General features: G+C 42.4%; 16 protein-coding genes. 9 read left to right on the forward strand and 7 right to left on the reverse strand.

Going from position 1 to position 17,523, the window contains the following annotated elements; genetic code table 11:
• Window positions 1-170: 170 nt before the first annotated feature.
• From RI561_RS09755 to RI561_RS09765, 3 genes are all read left to right on the forward strand, one after another.
• A complete protein-coding gene (locus RI561_RS09755; protein WP_395080046.1) occupies window positions 171-545 on the forward strand; it encodes a hypothetical protein in 375 nt (124 codons plus the stop codon).
• 302 nt (window positions 546-847) lie between these two features.
• Window positions 848-1,717, forward strand: coding sequence for an alpha/beta fold hydrolase (locus RI561_RS09760; RefSeq protein WP_395080047.1), 870 nt, complete (start codon window positions 848-850; stop codon window positions 1,715-1,717).
• Window positions 1,718-1,813: 96 nt separating this feature from the next.
• Entirely contained in the window at window positions 1,814-2,158 is a 345-nt protein-coding gene (locus tag RI561_RS09765; protein WP_395080048.1) for a DUF6122 family protein, read from the forward strand.
• A 17-nt stretch (window positions 2,159-2,175) separates the two neighbouring features.
• Here RI561_RS09765 and RI561_RS09770 read toward each other — a convergent pair whose 3' ends face one another.
• A complete protein-coding gene (locus RI561_RS09770) occupies window positions 2,176-2,667 on the reverse strand; it encodes a VOC family protein (protein ID WP_395080049.1) in 492 nt (163 codons plus the stop codon).
• 81 nt (window positions 2,668-2,748) lie between these two features.
• Between RI561_RS09770 and RI561_RS09775 the strand changes: the two genes are divergently transcribed.
• On the forward strand, window positions 2,749-3,135 hold the full coding sequence (locus RI561_RS09775) for a DUF4345 family protein (RefSeq protein WP_395080050.1): 387 nt from the start codon (window positions 2,749-2,751) through the stop codon (window positions 3,133-3,135).
• Between the two features lie 82 nt (window positions 3,136-3,217).
• Window positions 3,218-3,868 carry a nicotinamide riboside transporter PnuC gene (pnuC, locus tag RI561_RS09780; RefSeq protein WP_395080051.1) on the forward strand — a complete coding sequence of 217 codons (651 nt, stop codon included), beginning with the start codon at window positions 3,218-3,220 and terminating at the stop codon, window positions 3,866-3,868.
• Between the two features lie 20 nt (window positions 3,869-3,888).
• Here the strand turns inward: pnuC and RI561_RS09785 are convergent, their stop codons facing one another.
• A complete protein-coding gene (locus RI561_RS09785; protein ID WP_395080052.1) occupies window positions 3,889-4,506 on the reverse strand; it encodes a thiamine diphosphokinase in 618 nt (205 codons plus the stop codon).
• A gap of 89 nt (window positions 4,507-4,595) precedes the next feature.
• On the opposite strand from RI561_RS09785, the gene RI561_RS09790 reads away from it, so the two are divergent.
• The 3 genes from RI561_RS09790 (at window position 4,596) to uvrA (ending at window position 9,833) form a co-directional block, all read left to right on the forward strand.
• Window positions 4,596-5,567 carry a bifunctional oligoribonuclease/PAP phosphatase NrnA gene (locus tag RI561_RS09790; RefSeq protein ID WP_395080053.1) on the forward strand — a complete coding sequence of 324 codons (972 nt, stop codon included), beginning with the start codon at window positions 4,596-4,598 and terminating at the stop codon, window positions 5,565-5,567.
• Between the two features lie 102 nt (window positions 5,568-5,669).
• On the forward strand, window positions 5,670-6,905 hold the full coding sequence (locus RI561_RS09795) for a S1C family serine protease (protein WP_395080054.1): 1,236 nt from the start codon (window positions 5,670-5,672) through the stop codon (window positions 6,903-6,905).
• Between the two features lie 114 nt (window positions 6,906-7,019).
• Window positions 7,020-9,833: an excinuclease ABC subunit UvrA gene (gene uvrA / locus RI561_RS09800; protein ID WP_395080055.1), complete on the forward strand. Its 2,814-nt coding sequence runs from the start codon at window positions 7,020-7,022 to the stop codon at window positions 9,831-9,833.
• A 194-nt stretch (window positions 9,834-10,027) separates the two neighbouring features.
• On the opposite strand, the gene RI561_RS09805 is transcribed toward uvrA, so the two are convergent.
• The 3 genes from RI561_RS09805 to RI561_RS09815 are packed head-to-tail and all read right to left on the reverse strand — an operon-like array spanning window position 10,028 to window position 14,195.
• Window positions 10,028-10,579, reverse strand: a complete 552-nt coding sequence (locus RI561_RS09805; RefSeq protein WP_395080056.1) for a DUF2911 domain-containing protein — start codon at window positions 10,577-10,579, stop codon at window positions 10,028-10,030.
• A gap of 14 nt (window positions 10,580-10,593) precedes the next feature.
• The gene (locus RI561_RS09810) at window positions 10,594-13,530 is read right to left on the reverse strand and encodes a hypothetical protein (RefSeq protein WP_395080057.1); all 2,937 of its coding nucleotides are present in this window, start codon (window positions 13,528-13,530) and stop codon (window positions 10,594-10,596) included.
• On the reverse strand, window positions 13,530-14,195 hold the full coding sequence (locus RI561_RS09815) for a hemolysin III family protein (RefSeq protein ID WP_395080058.1): 666 nt from the start codon (window positions 14,193-14,195) through the stop codon (window positions 13,530-13,532). Before RI561_RS09815 ends, RI561_RS09810 begins: the two co-directional genes overlap by 1 nt.
• Before the next feature lie 175 nt (window positions 14,196-14,370).
• On the opposite strand from RI561_RS09815, the gene serA reads away from it, so the two are divergent.
• Entirely contained in the window at window positions 14,371-15,612 is a 1,242-nt protein-coding gene (gene serA / locus RI561_RS09820) for a phosphoglycerate dehydrogenase (RefSeq protein ID WP_395080059.1), read from the forward strand.
• Window positions 15,613-15,618: 6 nt separating this feature from the next.
• Here serA and RI561_RS09825 read toward each other — a convergent pair whose 3' ends face one another.
• Window positions 15,619-16,392, reverse strand: coding sequence for a gamma-glutamyl-gamma-aminobutyrate hydrolase family protein (locus RI561_RS09825; RefSeq protein ID WP_395080060.1), 774 nt, complete (start codon window positions 16,390-16,392; stop codon window positions 15,619-15,621).
• Complete coding sequence (locus RI561_RS09830; RefSeq protein ID WP_395080061.1) at window positions 16,382-17,380, reverse strand: amidoligase family protein; 999 nt, start codon at window positions 17,378-17,380, stop codon at window positions 16,382-16,384. Before RI561_RS09830 ends, RI561_RS09825 begins: the two co-directional genes overlap by 11 nt.
• Between the last annotated feature and the right edge of the window lie 143 nt (window positions 17,381-17,523).

Below are 17,523 nucleotides of genomic sequence, written 5' to 3' on the forward strand. Positions count from 1 at the left end.
GTTTATAATACTTGTTAACCATTGTATAGCAATATGTTACAAACAATCATAACATGCTATACTTCATAAGACCCTAAAATAATATCAATTATCTAACTACCCCTGTTGATGCCACTTTATTAGAAAACCAAAGATGTGGAATAAGAACGATGATTGGTAGTTTTCATCATATGAAACCACATGAAGCAAAAAAGATATTAACCTCAGTTCAGAAAAGCGGTGAACCTATCTGTGTGTTTGAAATCAGTGATAATAGTACTCCCACCTGGCTTTGGTGGGTCGCATTTCCTATTAACTTTATCATGACATTTTTTATAACACCCATGGTGAGACCTATGTCTTGGCAGCAACTTGTTTTTACCTATATCATTCCCATAATACCATTCTGTTTCGCTTGGGGTGGTGCTGTTTCAAATGCCCGAACATATACCCTTAATGATTTAGATGAGTTATTAAGTGGTATTGAGTCTAATACTTATAAGTGGAAAAAGAGAACGATCGAAGGTAAAACCAAACAGATCTATTTACTTGGAATTCCGAATTGAATATTAAACATTGGCTTCCCATGGTTCATTTAAACTATTCTTTGGGCCCTAAAACCCGCGCATTAACTCGCACGCAACTAGCCAGGTCTTTGCCGCTCTTGGTTTTAAGTCTCTTCTTTCGTTAGTTGCTATTTCAATATCAATTCGTGTGCCGGTTATGTGCAATGTCGTTACCTGCCAAATTTTACCTGATGTCGTGCCATCCTCTTGGAGATTTTTATTGCTTGTTAAAAGATTTTAGCCTTTTATAAAACTAATCTTGATGCTCTATCACCAACTTACCATACCTGAAAAGATTCAATATGGCTGATAACATTTTCAAAAATAAAACTGCCCAAAATCGGATGGAAAATTGGTATCAACAATTTTTAGACCGGGCAAATGTTGAAACCGAATCCGTCGAAGTCTCTACCTCTTTCGGATCAAGTCATGTCTTAACGGCCGGTGACCGTTCCAAACCCTCACTTATTTGCTTGCATGCTATGATGACAAGCTCGGCTCATCTACTTTCTGAGTTGGCCAGACTTCTCGATCACTTTTATATCATTGCCCCAGACCTGCCCGGTCAGTCTGTAAAGGGATTACCTAAAAAACTGCCCTACTCAGATAACTCTCATGCAATTTGGTTGCAAGAACTACTTGACGGACTCAATTTAGAGAAGGTGCATCTACTTGGTATAAGCCTTGGCGGTTTTGTAGCCCGACAGTTTGCCTCTTCTAATCCCAAAAAAGTTAAGTCGCTTGTTCTTATTGTCCCCGCCGGAATTGTGCAGGGCTCGCTGGTCAAAGGTTTTACGAAAATGGCTTTACCTATGATCAAGTATAAAATTCGCCCCTCCGAAAAAAACCTTCGCAACTTTGTGGGTCACCTGATAACAACATGGGATGAGGATTGGGCCAAATACTTGGGAGATGCCTTTAATGACTTCAATCCAAATCTTAAGATCCCACCCCTTGCTTCTAAAGAGGAATTGGAGAACTTGACTATGCCTTGCCTGGTAATAGGTGCTGAAGATGACATTTCATTCCCGGGAGATAAGGTTATCGATCGCGTCAAAGCTCACGTTCCGCACGTAGAAGCGGAACTGCTTAAGGGCAGCAAACACAGCCCTCCAACAACCCCTGAATTTCGAAACTGGCTGGCAACACGTATCAAGAGTTTTGTTAGTTAGCTTGATTGTTAAACCCATTTAAACAATTGCAAGGGATCACACCGTCCAAATCTCTGGCAGTTTTAACAAAAGAAACAAGTCTTTTACCCTGCTTTTATGATTCATATTATTCTGCACTTTCTCATTCCCCCGGTAGTTGCTCTTGTTTTCTACTATAGTAGATGGCGAAATGCTACCTTTATCATGATTGCCACCATGCTTGTTGATATAGATCATCTGCTGGCCAATCCCATCTACGATCCTACCCGGTGCTCAATTGGCTTTCATCCCCTTCATACCCTGCCTTTTATTATTATTTATACCGTAATGTTTGCTGTACCACTTTTGAGATTCAGGAATAACGAGAACAAGGATTGGCATTCAACAGCTTGCATTATTCATTTGCTGGGACTGGGTTTACTTATTCATATGACGCTCGACTGGTTAGACTGCTTTATTTAACAAAACCAATCACTCGGTTAATTTAGCTCCCCAAGCAAGTCTTCAATATCTAGCGGTTCGGTTACCATTTTTACGGAGCCGCCCTTTGAGTAAGCCCACTCTTCTTTAGGGCGATCACGATACAGTTCTACTCCGTTACCGTCCGGGTCTTCCAGGTAAATTGCTTCTGATACCCCGTGATCACTCGCCCCTGTAATAGGATATTCCGCATCAATCAGTCGTTGCAAAATTTCTGCTAAATCTTTTCTTGTAGGATACAAAAAGGCCACGTGATATAAGCCTGCACTGTTTCTTGGAGCCGGCGGACCCCCTGCACTGTTCCATGTATTCAGTCCAATGTGATGATGATATCCTCCGGCCGATAGAAAAGCTGCTCGCTCGCCGTACATCGTTGTGAGCTCAAAACCGAGCAGGTCTCTATAAAACTCGAGTGCGCGATCTAAGTTTGATACTTTTAAGTGTACATGTCCTACGCTTGTTTTGGAAGGGACGGTGTATTCTTTGCTCATATTGACTTTGAGTTAGTTGCTGGAATGTAATCGCCTTTATATATACCATCAAAGTATAAATAAAAACAAACCGCTTCTGATATGCATAAAAAATCTGCTTTATTCTTACGTGTTAGCGCACTCATACTTATGGCCTATGCGCTTTCTTTCATTGTCTATCCTCAGTTATTGGGAGAGCTGGTTGGGTTTACCCATATGAATCCCAATACCCTCGTGGAAGTTACCGCATTTTATGGCGGTCTTGAATTGGGTATTGCCATATTCCTGCTGTGGTCAGCGGCCCGGGAAGAGCGTCTTTATTTTGCGCTGATGATGGTATTCTTTGTATTCATGGCTGCGGGTTTAGCCCGGCTTTTTGGAGTGATCCGATTTGGGTTTGAAGGACCGAGTCAACCTGTTGTTACCGTCTTAGAAATAGGTTGGGGCTTCCTTTCGTATTGGCTGGCCGGTAAAATTCATTCCGATTGACGGGCTTTACATTTTAAACCATGAATTATCAGCGTGCTTCCTTATCTTCACGCCGGCATGTAACCATTAGTATTATTTTTCCATGGAAGTTATCATTGACGGCATTATTAACGGAGTCATTCAAACCAGCCTGCTGGAGTGGATTGCTGTAGCTACTGGACTGGCAAGTGTCTGGTTCTCCATGAAAGAAAATATCTGGGTGTATCCAACTGGCATCGTCAGTGTATTGATTTATGTTTATATCGCATTCGCTTATAAGCTCTATGCTGATATGGGAGTGAATTTCTACTACTTCGTGATGAGCGTATATGGTTGGTACTACTGGGTTCACCCCAAAAATGAATCGCGGGAACAGGTTGCCGTCACCATCAACAACAACAAAGAAAACCTCATTACGCTGGCGCTTGGGATCGTTTCCTTTGGTATTTTATATTTCGTTTTGTTTAATTTCACCGACAGCGATGTTCCGTTCTGGGATTCGGTAACCACCTCATTTGCCATCATGGGTATGTTCCTGATGGCACGCAAAAAACTGGAAAGCTGGATTGCGTGGATTATAACCGATCTTATTTCCATTCCACTTTATTTTTATAAAGAGCTGGTGCTAACAAGTTTTCAATTCCTGGTATTTACAGCCATCGCCTTTGCGGGTTATTTTGCGTGGAAAAAGTCGATGGAAAAGAATACCGACGAAATTGTGAAAGATGAGGTTAAACTGGTTGAGTCATCGTAGCTGCCTAATATCCCCGGACCTTACCGGCGCTCCACAAAAATAACCAAGTCCCCGCTTTCAACACTCACAGAGAATTGGTCTGAAATTGTTTCGTTGGAGGTGCCGTCTCTCTCTCCATTTTTAAGTGACTCATTATTCAGAGGAAATTTTAGTCCTTCAGTTACAATTCCTGTTACTTCTCCCGACAACGGAAATAACGATACTAAATTTCCTACAGGACACTCCTCTGAAAAGGTTCCATTTATGATAGAAGCCTCAAACAACTCATCCTTATAAATTAATTTTTTGAAGGCAGCATCAAACTTTTTGAGTACTGAAAGGTTTTTCAAGGCATGATCCATTCTCTTCCCGAAAGCTCCCAAAACCGTGCACGTATCTGCGCCTCTGGTTATCACTAACGAAAGAGCCTTTTCCAAATCATTGGTTTCTTGTTCCGGTTCATGGATAATTTCAAAATCAACATCCTTCGGCTTTTCAAAACTGTCCAAATCTCCAATTATCACATTGGGGAGTAAACCATATTTTAAAATTTTATTACCGCCGCCGTCTGCACCAACTACCAAATCCGCTTTCTTGAACTCGGCTTCCAATAAATCTTTGGGTGGGGGAAAACCATTGCTGACTACAAGTACATGCATAAATCAATTTTACTGCTGAAATTATTTCTCTATAAAATAAGTGGAATTCCGGCAATGTTCGCCTATTTTTGAACCTTATGAAAAATACTATGTTCAAATCGTTTATATCAAAAATCTTATCACACCAAAAGGTCGCCGTTTTCTCGCATGTTCGACCTGATGGAGACTGCCTCGGGGCACAAATAGCCCTTTCTCTTTGGCTTCAAAAAAATGGGATTGAGGTCGCAGCTTATAACGAGGATAGCATCCCCGGCAACATGCGGTGGCTGCTGGAATACTTCCCTATTGATGATCCGGCTAATGCAAACCTGGATTCTTTTGATGCTTTTGTGGTAGTGGATGGAAATGCACTGCATCGTTTTGGCGACACCGCAGAGACCTTACCGGAGTTTGAAAAACCGATCTACATGGTTGATCATCATCCGGATCCCGATGATGTTTTTGAGGAATTTGTATCAAGTGTGGAAGCTTCATCTACCTGTGAGCTTATATATCGGCTTTATGCCGAACATAAACCCCAACAAATTGACGAAAAGGCTGCCAAAGCAATGTATCTGGGGCTGGTTACTGATACGGCCTCTTTTCAATTTAATAGCGTAAAACCGGATACCTTGCAAGCTGCCGGAGATCTGCTTGAAAGAGGCGGATTCACCCCGGATGAAGTGGTAGAAAAAATTTATTCATCTCGTCCACTCCGGCAATTAAAGTTGTTGAGCCTTGCACTCGAAACGATTGAAGTTCATGCCGAAGGCACTATCTCCACGATAGTTATAACCCAAGATATGCTGAAAAAAACCGGCTGCACCAAAGAAGATACGGAAGGTTTTGTGCAGTACCCTATGAGTGTGGAAGGGGTTAAAGCTTGTGTGCTTTTCCAGCAACAGGATGAACGAATTAAACTGAGTCTCAGATCAAAAAGCGATGATGTTGATGTTAACCAATGGGCCCTAAATTTTAACGGTGGTGGGCACAAGCGTGCAGCCGGGGCTTGGTTTGAAGGAGATTTGGAAGAAGCTATAGAAGCCGTGATTAAAGTTGGCCAAAAACAGGCTTTAGCTTAATATTTAGGTGTTACTCACGCAATGGATACGGGATTGATCCGTTAGATGAGTCCTATTTCTTGCTGTATGCTAACTTTTGTATTCCTAACAAATAAATGTTTTATGATTAGATACGCTACTATTTTTCTGTTGATGTGTACCTTATTTGGTTGTCAGCTTGAAGATAAACCGACCGATAATTCTACCGACCGCACTCCGGTTGCAGCTGTAGGTTCACTGTCAACTTCTAACACAACACCCGAAACTGCTACTGAACAGGTGCCTGATCAAGCTCAAGATCAACCTTCAACCCCTTCCATTTCAGTTGATGATACTCGCCGCAATGCCATCACCAATGCCGTAGAAAAAGCCGGTCCCGCTATTGTCAGTATTACCGTCACAGAATTACAGCGTGGGTACACCCGGGAATTTGACTCCTTCTTCTTTCGCTATTTTGATGTTCCCATCCAACGTGAAGTTAAAAGTGTCGGCTCCGGATTTATCATCAGTGAAGACGGACTTATTGTAACCAATGAACATGTGGCCAGTAAAAATTCTAAAACCATTATGGTCGCTCTTTCCGATGGCAACAACTACGAAGCCGAGTTACTGGGTTCTGATGAACTGGCTGATCTTTCACTACTCAAGATTAAAACCGACGATCCTGATAAAACTTTTCCTTACGTCACTTTTGCTAACTCTGATGAAATTATGGTCGGTGAATGGACTATTGCCATGGGTAATCCTTTCGGGCTTTTTGCAGACGGACAACCTTCTGTAACGGTAGGCGTAGTTAGTGCCAAAGAACGAGATTTCAGACCCGATCCACAAGATCCACGCGTTTATATTGAAATGATTCAGACGGATGCCGCCATTAATCGTGGTAATTCGGGTGGACCATTAGTGAACAGTAATGGAGAGGTAATGGGTGTTAATACCTTTATTTTTACGGGGGGCACCAGCAGCGGCTTTGTGGGGTTGGGTTTTGCTATCCCCAGTAACCGCGTTCAAAAAATTATATCACAGCTTAAGGAATCAGGTTCCGTTTCTCTGGATTTTGATCCCGGCATGAAGTTCAAGCCGGTAACCCGTCAGCTTATTATGCAGTATCCAAGTATTCCCAGGGTTTTGGGTCTTTTTGTGACGGAAATTAATAAAAGCGGTCCTGCCTATGAGGCCGGTATTATGCCGGGAGATGTCATTGTTCAAATCGGGGAAGAACGGGTTACCAGCGAAATGCATGCCTGGGCTTTAATGCGGGAATACAATGAAGGGGATGATATGGAACTACATCTTGTGAGAAATAACAAACAGTATAAAACTAGTATGGAATTACGGAAGCGAGTTCAGGGTCGCTAATAAAAGGATAGCTCAGGATAGCTTCTGTCTCTTTTTTTGTTGGGGAATCGTATCGGATTGCCGATACTAAATCCTTATATTCAGGGTTCGACGAATTCAGAATTCAATTTCTATATGTCCACTAAACAAACGGCTACCCAAGAAGCTAAAGAACAAGAAGAACAACGTCCCATTATCGTCAAGGGAGCGCGGACGCATAACCTCAAAAACATTGATGTTGAAATTCCTCGCGGTAAATTAACCGTTGTGACCGGTGTTTCTGGTTCCGGAAAATCCAGCCTCGCTTTTGATACCATCTATGCCGAAGGACAGCGTCGTTATGTGGAAAGCCTCTCGAGTTATGCTCGCCAGTTTTTAGAACGAATGGATAAACCTGATGTAGATTTCATGCAGGGTATTTCTCCGGCCATGGCCATTCAGCAAAAAACGACGTCCTCCAATCCTCGTTCAACTGTTGGGACCACTACCGAAATCTACGATTATGTGCGCTTGCTTTTTGCGCGGATAGGGAAAACTATTTCTCCTGTCTCCGGCGAAGTGGTGAAAAAGGATTCCCCTCTCACAGCTATCAATAAATTGTATGAGACCCAGGAAGAGGGCGAGCGATTTTATGTACTTCATCCCATTCCTCAACATGAAAAGAAAAAGCTGGAGGAAGAACTGAAAGTCCTTAAGGAAAAAGGACTGACCCGGCTACTCAATGTAGAAACTGAAGAAATGCTTGACCTTACCACAGACGAGGTCAACCTCAAGAAATTCAAAGCCGATAAACACCGGGTTTTAATTGACCGTCTTGTGCTAAAAGATGAAGATAAAACACGGACCCGTATTGCTGATTCTTTGGAAACGGCATTCCAGGAAGGGGCCGGACGATGCTCAATAAAAATGAAGGATGGCGAAGAACTTTCCTTCAGTGAGCGGTTTGAGATGGATGGTATTGAGTTTATGGAACCAACCCCTCAAATGTTTTCCTTTAACAACCCTTTTGGGGCTTGTGATGAGTGTGAGGGATTCGGAAAAGTGGCAGGTATTGATGAAGACTTGGTGATCCCGGATCATCAAAAAACCATTCGGAATGGTACCATAGCTCCGTTTAATTCACAAAAATTCAGTATGCACCTTAAAGACCTTATCAAGGTGTGTGCCCGCGAAAAATACTCTATCGATACGGCTTATGCCGACCTGCCCAAAGAAGTGAAGGATGTTATTTGGAAGGGTAAGGATGAATACATCGGGATTTGGGAATTTTTTGATGAGATTAAAAATCAATCTTATAAAGTCCACATGCGCGTGTTGTACTCTCGTTATCGCGGATATAGCCGGTGTCCGGAATGTGAAGGGTACCGCGTTCGCAAAGATGCGCTCTATGTTAAAGTTGGCGACCTCCATGTCGGTGAGGTTTCGGAACTTACTATCGGACATGCCCGAACTTATTTTGAAGACCTCGAACTTTCTGAATTCGAAGAAGAAGTAGCCGGACAGATTTTATATGAAATCCGAAAGCGACTGAAGTATCTGGATGAAGTTGGGCTGGATTATCTCACCCTCGACCGACTCGCCAATACTTTGAGTGGAGGAGAATCACAAAGGATTAGCCTGGCTAATGCTCTGGGAAGCTCCCTCATCGGCAGTATGTACGTGCTGGATGAACCCACAATCGGGCTTCATCCGCGCGACAATGACCGACTTATTAAAATCCTGGAATCACTGCGAGATATTGGGAATACCGTATTGGTGGTAGAGCATGATCCGGAAATGATCAAGTCTGCCGACAATGTGATTGATATCGGTCCTTTTGCCGGGGTACATGGTGGAGAAGTAGTATTTAGCGGGCCGGTTGATAAACTGTTGGAAGCCGACACACTAACCGGAAAATTTTTAAGTCGCCGAAAAGAAATTCCGGTCCCTGAAAAACGACGAAAAGGAAGCGGTAAAACAATTTCTTTGGAAGGAGCATCTGAACACAATCTAAAAAATATTGATGTGGAATTCCCTCTTGGTATGATGACGGTGGTGACCGGAGTTTCCGGGTCGGGGAAATCTACGCTTGTCCACGATACATTATATGCCGGTATTCAAAAACACATAGGCTCCTACAACGACAAAGTGGGGCGTTTTTCAGACCTCTCAGGGATGGCTGCGGTACATGGAGTTGAAATGGTAGATCAGAGCCCCATTGGCCGATCTTCACGTTCAAACCCTGCCACCTACACTAAAGCTTTTGACGGTATTCGTGATCTCTTTTCCAATACCAAGCAGTCCAAAATAATGGGCTATACTCCGGGACATTTCTCCTTCAACGTGCCCGGTGGAAGGTGTGAAAACTGTCAGGGGGAAGGATTGCAGCGCATTGAGATGCAGTTTATGGCGGATATTGAACTGACCTGCGAAGTTTGCAACGGAACACGGTTCCGAAAAGATGTTTTAGCCGTGAAATATCGCGGTAAAAATATTCATGATGTGCTTGATATGCCGGTATCTGAGGCTATTGAGTTTTTTGTAGATGAGAACAGCATCACCAATAAATTACAGCCATTGGAAGATGTGGGGCTGGGATATCTGAAATTGGGACAAAGTGCAACAACCCTCTCCGGTGGTGAAGCACAACGAGTTAAACTGGCTAAATTTCTTTCCAAGACATCTACCGATCATACCCTGTATTTCTTTGACGAGCCAACCACCGGATTACATTTTGAAGATGTAGCCAAACTGCTCGATTCCTTCAATGAATTAGTAAATCAGGGCCACTCGGTAATCATCATTGAGCATAACCTCGATATCATTAAATGCGCCGATTGGGTAATTGACTTAGGACCTGAAGGCGGCTTTGGTGGCGGACAAGTTATCGGCGAAGGAACCCCGGAAGACCTGATGAAGATTGAGAAAAGTCATACCGGAAGGTTTTTGAAAGATTATTTAGAGGGATGAGAAATTGGCTTTTGAGCTACAAAATGGGCTTTGGCTATCCGCCCTACGTGTTCTTTATGTGCCAAAAACTCGTGCAGACGCTCTGCGTCGGCACGAATGGTATCAAGGTTCGCTCCGACGCAGAGCGTCAGGAGCGAGGGGCGGGATGGTATTTTTAGCAGAGTGAGTCTCTAATGAAAACCTTCTTAAATCTTTTATTCCCCATAAAAGCGTATGGGGACATCCACTTGGACAAGTCCCCATTTCATCGTCATAGTCGTCATGCTTTGAGCTGGCTCAGAAAACTGAATGGTGAAGGCTTCCACCGGATTTTGAAGGTTTTTTACAGGAAACTTCATTCTTTTATAGTCTCGCTCCGGATTGTATTCAAATGCTCCCCATTGTCCCAATTCGTGATTTAAAATAACGGTGAAAGAATCGGGCTCAGGTATAGTGAAAAGAGCGTAAGTTCCTGACGGAATAGCTTCCGTCCCCATTAAAACTGGTTTGATAATGGTAATTTCAGTTGCTTCGTTAGCGCCGGTTCTCCAGACTTCACCCCAAGGTTCTAAATCTCCAAAGATAGTACGTCCACGCCGGTATGGCTGTCCATAAACCACTTTAATGTATGTACCATCATCCTTAACTGTTGATATCGCTATCGGGCTTTTGCGATGCTCAACTTCAGGACCGGAATTACTTTCTTCCGAATTGTTTCCACAACTGATAAACGATGCTGCAATTAGTACGACAAAAAATAATCTCATGCTATTGTATTAAATCAAAATTGACCAAAAATAAATTGGGTGTTATCACGCATAGGTTCATACGCCAGCCCCACTCCAATATCGAATAACAGATTCGATAGTTTGAATTGAACATGAAGCCCGGCCCCAAAAACACTGCGACTTGATGCTACCAAATCATCCGAATCCATGTCGGTTAAAGTATGTGAAAAAGCCGTTAAATAAATACTGCTCAAATATAGTGGTACCGTGAGTCCTCCATTATCCGGGTAGAAAAGCGGAATGGTATAGCGGGTACTAAACCGCCCAATATTTTGAAACCCGGTATCGGATCCGACATTGTAGTTCGGCAGTATATCCTCCGAAAACCCCATAGGTATAATGGAATCATTAGAATAAATGGGTGATTCACTTTGGGTGAGGAACTGCACATCTAACCGCAGTGACTGATTCCACTTTCTCAACGGTGATACATAACCAAACACACCATATAAAGCCGCCCATTGGTTCTTGAACGTATTTGTAACTCGCGCTCCCGGGAATTGAATTTCTACACTGGGTTCATTCAGCGTTTGCTCGTACAAACCAAAAAAGGAAATTCCTGATGAAGGCTGTATATCGCGCGGTAAATTCAACAGCCCAAAACTAACTTGTGTGAATACTGACGCCCGGTATCTGGTTGCAAAATCAGAAATTGCTGTCGGCTCCAGGTTAAAGTATCTAAACTGCTCTGCTTTAATTTCCGGCCTGAGAGATAAACCACTAAACCGTGTGTCGCCCCTAAATGTATATTGAAATGGGAGAGTGAGACTAAATCCACGATCCTGCCGCATAATAGAATAAGGTTCATTATTGGCCGGATTTTGAGTAGCAAAAAACTGTGGCTCGCTGTAAGCTGAAAGCTCAAAGCCGGGGTAGAAGGTTTTATTGGTATATGTTAAATCATACCAAAGGCGATTTTGAATTCCTGTCACCTCAAATGAATATGCCTGACTTGAAAGTGGATCAATACTTGAAAATTCCACGCCATATTGAGGAGTATTTGCATTTTCTCGGTATACCGGCAGAATGGCTCGTGGTTTTAGCCAGCTTGGTCCCGGTCGGTATGAAGATTTTTCAAGCTCTTTGACAGAGTCAATAATCTCGTGACCTAAAAGCGGTCTGTTTAATTCCGATTCCAGTTCATTTCCGCTCAAGAAACTTGATGATTGAATACGGTTATTCAGAAAATCTTCCCGGTTTAGGGTTGCCAGTTTTCGCTGGTCGCCGTCCTGCACTATGTACGCTATTTCATCACCTTGTGGTGAGTAAGAGGCCTCAAATGCATTGTATACAGAACTCGTTACTTGATAGATTTGATCTTCATCCAAGTCATACTCATACACATTCATGGCCGGTGATCTATCTACTGTAAACAGTAGTTTATTTTCTTCAGGATGCCACTCAGGATCAAAGATGGAAGCATTTTTGAAAGCTATATCCGGATTTCCGGATACATCTTCACTCAGTGAGTTCAGCGTAGTAATCCAAAGAGCCTGAACGCCGCGCTTGTTCATCAAAACCGCTAACTGATCGGGATTATTTGGGTTGAATTTTAAACTTACCGGTGAGGCATTTCGAAGCTCTTTAAGCAATTCAACCTCACCATTAGGTAAAATTTCAACAATGTTTCCATTTGATCCATCCGTTTGAATAGCAATGACCTTTTCTCCGTTTGAATTTGGAGCATATACCCGGATTTCATCTGTAATGGTGTCCACATCTCCAGACTCTATATCGAGTGTCCTAACTTCTGCATTAAATACTCCGGAAAATTTCGGATTTATTCTATAGGCACTATAAAGTAAGTTGCCTTCATCATCGATCTCATAATTGAAATCGCTCACCCCAAATGTCTCTTTTACTAAACTGAAATTTTGAGTAGCAGTATTATACTTGTAAAACCCAAGCCGCCCATTATAGTATGAGCCGTAGAATAGAATTTCATCCTCATTAATCCATTTTGGGGCATGCACTTCTTCCCCATCGTAAGGAGTATCAATTATCTTAGATTTTTGAGTAGTATTAGCCGTGATTTCTGACTGTCTGTTTTCTTCTTCAGCTGCCATATCTTCTTCATAGAGTGCATAAAGCTGTCCCGGCCATTTGCCCGTTTTCTGACGGAGTGCAAACCCGTATCCCAAATAAAAATTATGGTAGTGATAGCGAATAGCCTCTTTCGAAATCTCTTCCCCATATTCATCATGCAGCCAATTCACAAAAGAATAGCCCGCGATGTAATGGCGATTAAAGGGTTGTGTGTAGTCGGAGGGGATTAGTGTTTGCCCCATACTCCATCGGTCATCACTGGCGAAATTTGCATTAAACCGATTTGTTGAGAAGGTATAATTTCCGCGTCCACCCATTGGTGCCACTGATTCTGTTTCATAATACACTGCCAAGCCTTCGTGTAAACCTACCGGTGGAAACCCATGAAAAGTACGAGCTAAATCAGGAGAAAAAAGACTTACCAAGTCAGGAATACTAACTTTCTTCCCTTCCATGGGAATCTGAATATTGAAATGAGTGGCATGGACTAACTCATGAGGAAGAACCATCTCCAGCCAATCTCCGGTTTGGGGATTCATCCCTTTTCCTTTAAATGGTGCTAAATCGATCTCGGATCGAAAATTTATAGAGCTTACAAATCCATTGGAAAGGTCATTGTAGTTATTTAAGATTACCGGGAAGTTTTTAAGTGTACCGCCGGTCAGTGAGGATGTTTTGGCATAATGACTTTCGAGGATAGCCGCTGACCTGTAGGCAAGAGAGTCTTCCCCATCAGGAAAAATAATGCGGAAATGATCGGTTTTAATCTCCTGCCAATTTAACCCGCCGGGTCTGTTTATCGTCATTGAATTGTAAATCTGTCCCAAAGCAGCCATCGGTAACAGGCTGATTAGAAGAATGACGAATAGCTTTAGTTTGCTCATTAAGCCGGAAAATTAAATTCAGGTAAATATTTATAAATCGCCCAATAATGTGAAAAAGCCCCACCCATTACAAATAAATGCCAAATTTCGTGAAAGCCAAAAGCGCCGGGAATAGGGTTTGGTTTTTTGATTCCATAAATCACAGCGCCTATCGTATAGAATAGTCCTCCCAATGCAATCCAATAGGTGAAAGCCTGGGGTAACAATTTCCAAACCTGGGGTAATATGATGACGGAAGCCCACCCCATAAAAAGATAAATAGCTGTTGAAAGCCATCTTGGAGCATTCAGCCAGAGTGTTTTTTTAAGTATTCCGGCTATAGCAAATAACCAAATTCCTAACAACATACCCCACTGCCAGGCGCCCTGCAGGGCAATAGCACAAAGGGGAGTATATGTTCCTGCTATAACTACATAGATTAAGATATGGTCAAAAAGACGAAATAATTCTTCGGTTTTATTTTCAACATTCAGGGTGTGATAAATTCCACTCGATAGAAACATCAGGATTACTGAAACAGCATAAACCAAAAATGATACCTGATGAGTTACGGAGCTTTCACTCGCCTCTGCCATTAAAAAAAACAACCAAACTGTGGCTATTAATGCCCCCAGGTAATGTGAATAGGCGTTGAAGGGTTCTCTTGGAGGGAATATCGTTTGCAAGACAGTGGTTAATAGAAATTTAAATTAGCACATCAAATATAGGGTTTCTGTATCTATTTTTGTGGAATTTAAATTCAAATAAGAAAGGATACTTAATTATTACAACAACCCCTTACAGTAACCTAAATCTTTTTTACCTTTCGTGAACTCACTCAATGTTCATCAATAAAAATCTATGACTGACGCTAACCAAGATCTGTCTTATCCCAAAAAAAATATTAAAGTATTATTACTGGAAGGGATTCATCAATCTGCAGTAGAAAACTTCAAGGACCACCATTTTGTAAACATTGAAACCCATGACGTTGCTTGGAGTGAAGAAGAGCTACTTGAGAACCTCGAAGATGTCCACTTGATAGGGATTCGATCCAAAACACAAATCACTGAAAAGGTCATAAAAAACGCTCCAAAACTTAAAGGGATTGGCTGTTTTTGTATTGGTACCAACCAGGTTGATTTGAAAGCCGCAACTATGGATGGTGTTACTGTATTTAATTCGCCTTATTCCAATACCCGTTCGGTTGCTGAATTGGTGATTGCAGAATCCATCATGTTGATGCGCCGCATTCCCCTTCGCGATAAAAAGGCGCATGAAGGCACCTGGCTGAAAGATGCTAAAGACAGTTATGAAGTACGAGGCAAGAAGTTGGGCATTATTGGCTATGGACATATTGGGTCACAGGTATCCGTGTTAGCTGAAAATATGGGTTTTGATGTGTACTATTATGATATAGAACCCAAACTACCCATGGGTAATGCCACCCGTGTTGAAAGTATGGATGAGCTGTTACAAATTTCTGATATCGTTACCCTCCATGTCCCAGCAACTCCTTCGACAGAGCTATTGATTGATGCTGAGGCCCTCAATCAAATGAAAGAAGGAAGCATTTTGCTAAACCTGTCGCGCGGTTCGGTGGTTGATATCCCGGCATTGCGCGATGCCCTTAAGTCAGGACAGATAGCTGGCGCAGGAGTTGATGTTTATCCCCAAGAACCGGAATCGAAAGGAGAATCATTTAAGACGGAGCTTCAGAATATACCTAACGTGATTTTGACTCCTCACATTGGTGGTTCAACTATTGAAGCGCAGTATAATATTGGTAAAGATGTATCTACCAAACTCATCAACCTGATTGATAACGGAACTACCGTCGGTTCCCATACGGTTCCACCGCTAAACCTTCCGGTTCAAAAAGATGCGCACCGAATCCTTCATGTTCACGAAAACAAACCGGGTGTGCTTTCTGAGATTAACAACCTGCTTTCAGAAATGGATATTAATATCCTGGGACAGTACCTGAAGACAAATGAATATATCGGTTATGTGGTGCTGGATATCGACAAAGAATCTGTTGAGCGTATTTTGGATGAGATGAATAAGGTGAAGCATACTATCCGGACAAGAATTTTATATTGATACTTTTTATTTAGCCGCCTTAACCAACTCCTTAAATATATTTCGCTGCCGGGCTATTTGGGTCAGGTATTCCGGGTGCCATTGCACACCAATCACAAAATCGTAGTCTTTGTGCTCTATGGCTTGCCTCACTTTTGTATTCAGTTCTTTAGCTGCTATGATAATTCCCTCTCCCGGCTCGTCGATGGCTTGGTTGTGCAATGCATTGACATTGCAGATATCCGTTTGCAAAAACTTACACAACTTCGTGCCATCTTTAATGACAACCCTTTTTTTAGGGAAAATGGAAGAGACCTGAGACTTCTCTGCATAAAAGCCCCGAATATCCTGGTGGAGCGTTCCCTTGAAATGCACATTCATAAGTTGCATGCCCCGACAAATTCCCAATACCGGCATCCTTCGCTCGATGGCTTCTGATAGATACGTTAATTCCAGCTCATCTCTTTCCAGGTCAACCGGAGATTGTTTTGTATGCTGAAAATATCTTGCCAGCCAGTAGATAGGAAAGAATAAAATTGAAAGTAGCCACTCAAAAATAGTTCGTTTATCACGGGCCAATACGGCTTTTTCAATTCGCTGTTGACCATATTTCATAGGCTCAACATCGGCCCCGCCACCCAAAATCAAGCCATCAATTTGATCAATATCTCGGGGCATTTCAGTGTTAATGCGAAGTGGTTTTCCACCGGCTAAAATCACCGAAAGTGCAGTAAAGACCCAAGCTCCCGTTCCGCCCTCTTTTGGCCCCGTAATCCCAATGACCGGCTCCCTATCTAACATCTTTGACCCACCTGTCCATTAACCGTATCCATTTCTTTTTGATCCCAAAAACGGATTTGTCATCCATGTTCAGAAAAGCTCTTGCATAGCGATTTAAATCTTTTTCATTAAAGGCCAGTTTTTCTACCAACACCCACCGGTTCCATTCTTCAGCCAGCGACCAGCTTTCCTCCTCAATAGAACAATTGGGCAGCCGATAATGGAACGTAGGACGAGCAGAAGTCAGCTCTTTTTTCATCAGTTCTGTAGTTAACTCCTTCTTCAGAAACATAAAAGCCGGCAACAAATCCAAAGGGCGATTTCTGGAGTTTTTAAATTTGAAATAATCTCGGATTAATGTTTCAAGATCCGGCTGATATTCTTCTCTGAGGATATAACGGATATAATCCATTTCATACTCATTGATGTATGGCGTGAGCTTACGTGAAATATTGATATCCCCGTCTTTACGAATCCATGCATCCAACATCACATATGCTTTAAGGTGACGAAGTAAACATTCCGCAGTCGGTTCAGGAATTTCGGGGTTAAGGTGCAGCCCAAACGCATAGAAAAAGGAACTTCCGGTCCCCTTGGCTTTCCAGGTACGTAGTTCTTCAACCAATGTATTCAGCCGGTCAAGTTTTCCAATGGAAATCGGCGGAGTGATAATTTCAAATGGAACAACAGTGGAGGCCATGTCCCGCAGGGTATCTTCAAGCTTATCCTTGTTTTTGAGCTTATCTACATCCAGTCCAACCGATTTCAAGACTTTTTCATATTTTTTGTTGAGGAAAAGACTTGCATCCAGCTCCAGCGAAAAATCGCCAAATTCAGACTCTCTTACTTTATATTCGTATCCGCTGATTTGCTCAACATTTCCACCGTAAAGATTGGCCACCATTTCCGCAGCATCCTGCATTTCCACACCGGTGAATTCAAATTCGAAGCCAACCGAGCGCTCCGTACCATCCTGGTTAAATATTTTTGGGGGATTTTTAAAGTCCAATTGCATCCTTTATTTAATTTGCTACACCTTAAACAGATGAACGGTTAGATTCAATCCTGATTTTTGGATTTGTCACGAAATCTCTAAAACACAAAATACTTCGTTCGGCAAAAGATTACCGATCTCATATATGTGATAAAGTC

It is taken from the genome of Gracilimonas sp. (assembly GCF_031581265.1).
In the GTDB taxonomy this organism is placed as follows: domain Bacteria; phylum Bacteroidota; class Rhodothermia; order Balneolales; family Balneolaceae; genus Gracilimonas.

Excerpts from the sequence above, each read along its gene's own strand:
- RI561_RS09755 (WP_395080046.1), top strand. The coding sequence starts at position 171 with ATGAAACCACATGAAGCAAAAAAGATATTAACCTCAGTTCAGAAAAGC.
- RI561_RS09760 (WP_395080047.1), top strand. The coding sequence starts at position 848 with ATGGCTGATAACATTTTCAAAAATAAAACTGCCCAAAATCGGATGGAA.
- RI561_RS09765 (WP_395080048.1), top strand. The coding sequence starts at position 1,814 with ATGATTCATATTATTCTGCACTTTCTCATTCCCCCGGTAGTTGCTCTT.
- RI561_RS09770 (WP_395080049.1), bottom strand. The coding sequence starts at position 2,667 with ATGAGCAAAGAATACACCGTCCCTTCCAAAACAAGCGTAGGACATGTA.
- RI561_RS09775 (WP_395080050.1), top strand. The coding sequence starts at position 2,749 with ATGCATAAAAAATCTGCTTTATTCTTACGTGTTAGCGCACTCATACTT.
- pnuC (WP_395080051.1), top strand. The coding sequence starts at position 3,218 with ATGGAAGTTATCATTGACGGCATTATTAACGGAGTCATTCAAACCAGC.
- RI561_RS09785 (WP_395080052.1), bottom strand. The coding sequence starts at position 4,506 with ATGCATGTACTTGTAGTCAGCAATGGTTTTCCCCCACCCAAAGATTTA.
- RI561_RS09790 (WP_395080053.1), top strand. The coding sequence starts at position 4,596 with ATGTTCAAATCGTTTATATCAAAAATCTTATCACACCAAAAGGTCGCC.
- RI561_RS09795 (WP_395080054.1), top strand. The coding sequence starts at position 5,670 with ATGATTAGATACGCTACTATTTTTCTGTTGATGTGTACCTTATTTGGT.
- uvrA (WP_395080055.1), top strand. The coding sequence starts at position 7,020 with ATGTCCACTAAACAAACGGCTACCCAAGAAGCTAAAGAACAAGAAGAA.
- RI561_RS09805 (WP_395080056.1), bottom strand. The coding sequence starts at position 10,579 with ATGAGATTATTTTTTGTCGTACTAATTGCAGCATCGTTTATCAGTTGT.
- RI561_RS09810 (WP_395080057.1), bottom strand. The coding sequence starts at position 13,530 with ATGAGCAAACTAAAGCTATTCGTCATTCTTCTAATCAGCCTGTTACCG.
- serA (WP_395080059.1), top strand. The coding sequence starts at position 14,371 with ATGACTGACGCTAACCAAGATCTGTCTTATCCCAAAAAAAATATTAAA.
- RI561_RS09825 (WP_395080060.1), bottom strand. The coding sequence starts at position 16,392 with ATGTTAGATAGGGAGCCGGTCATTGGGATTACGGGGCCAAAAGAGGGC.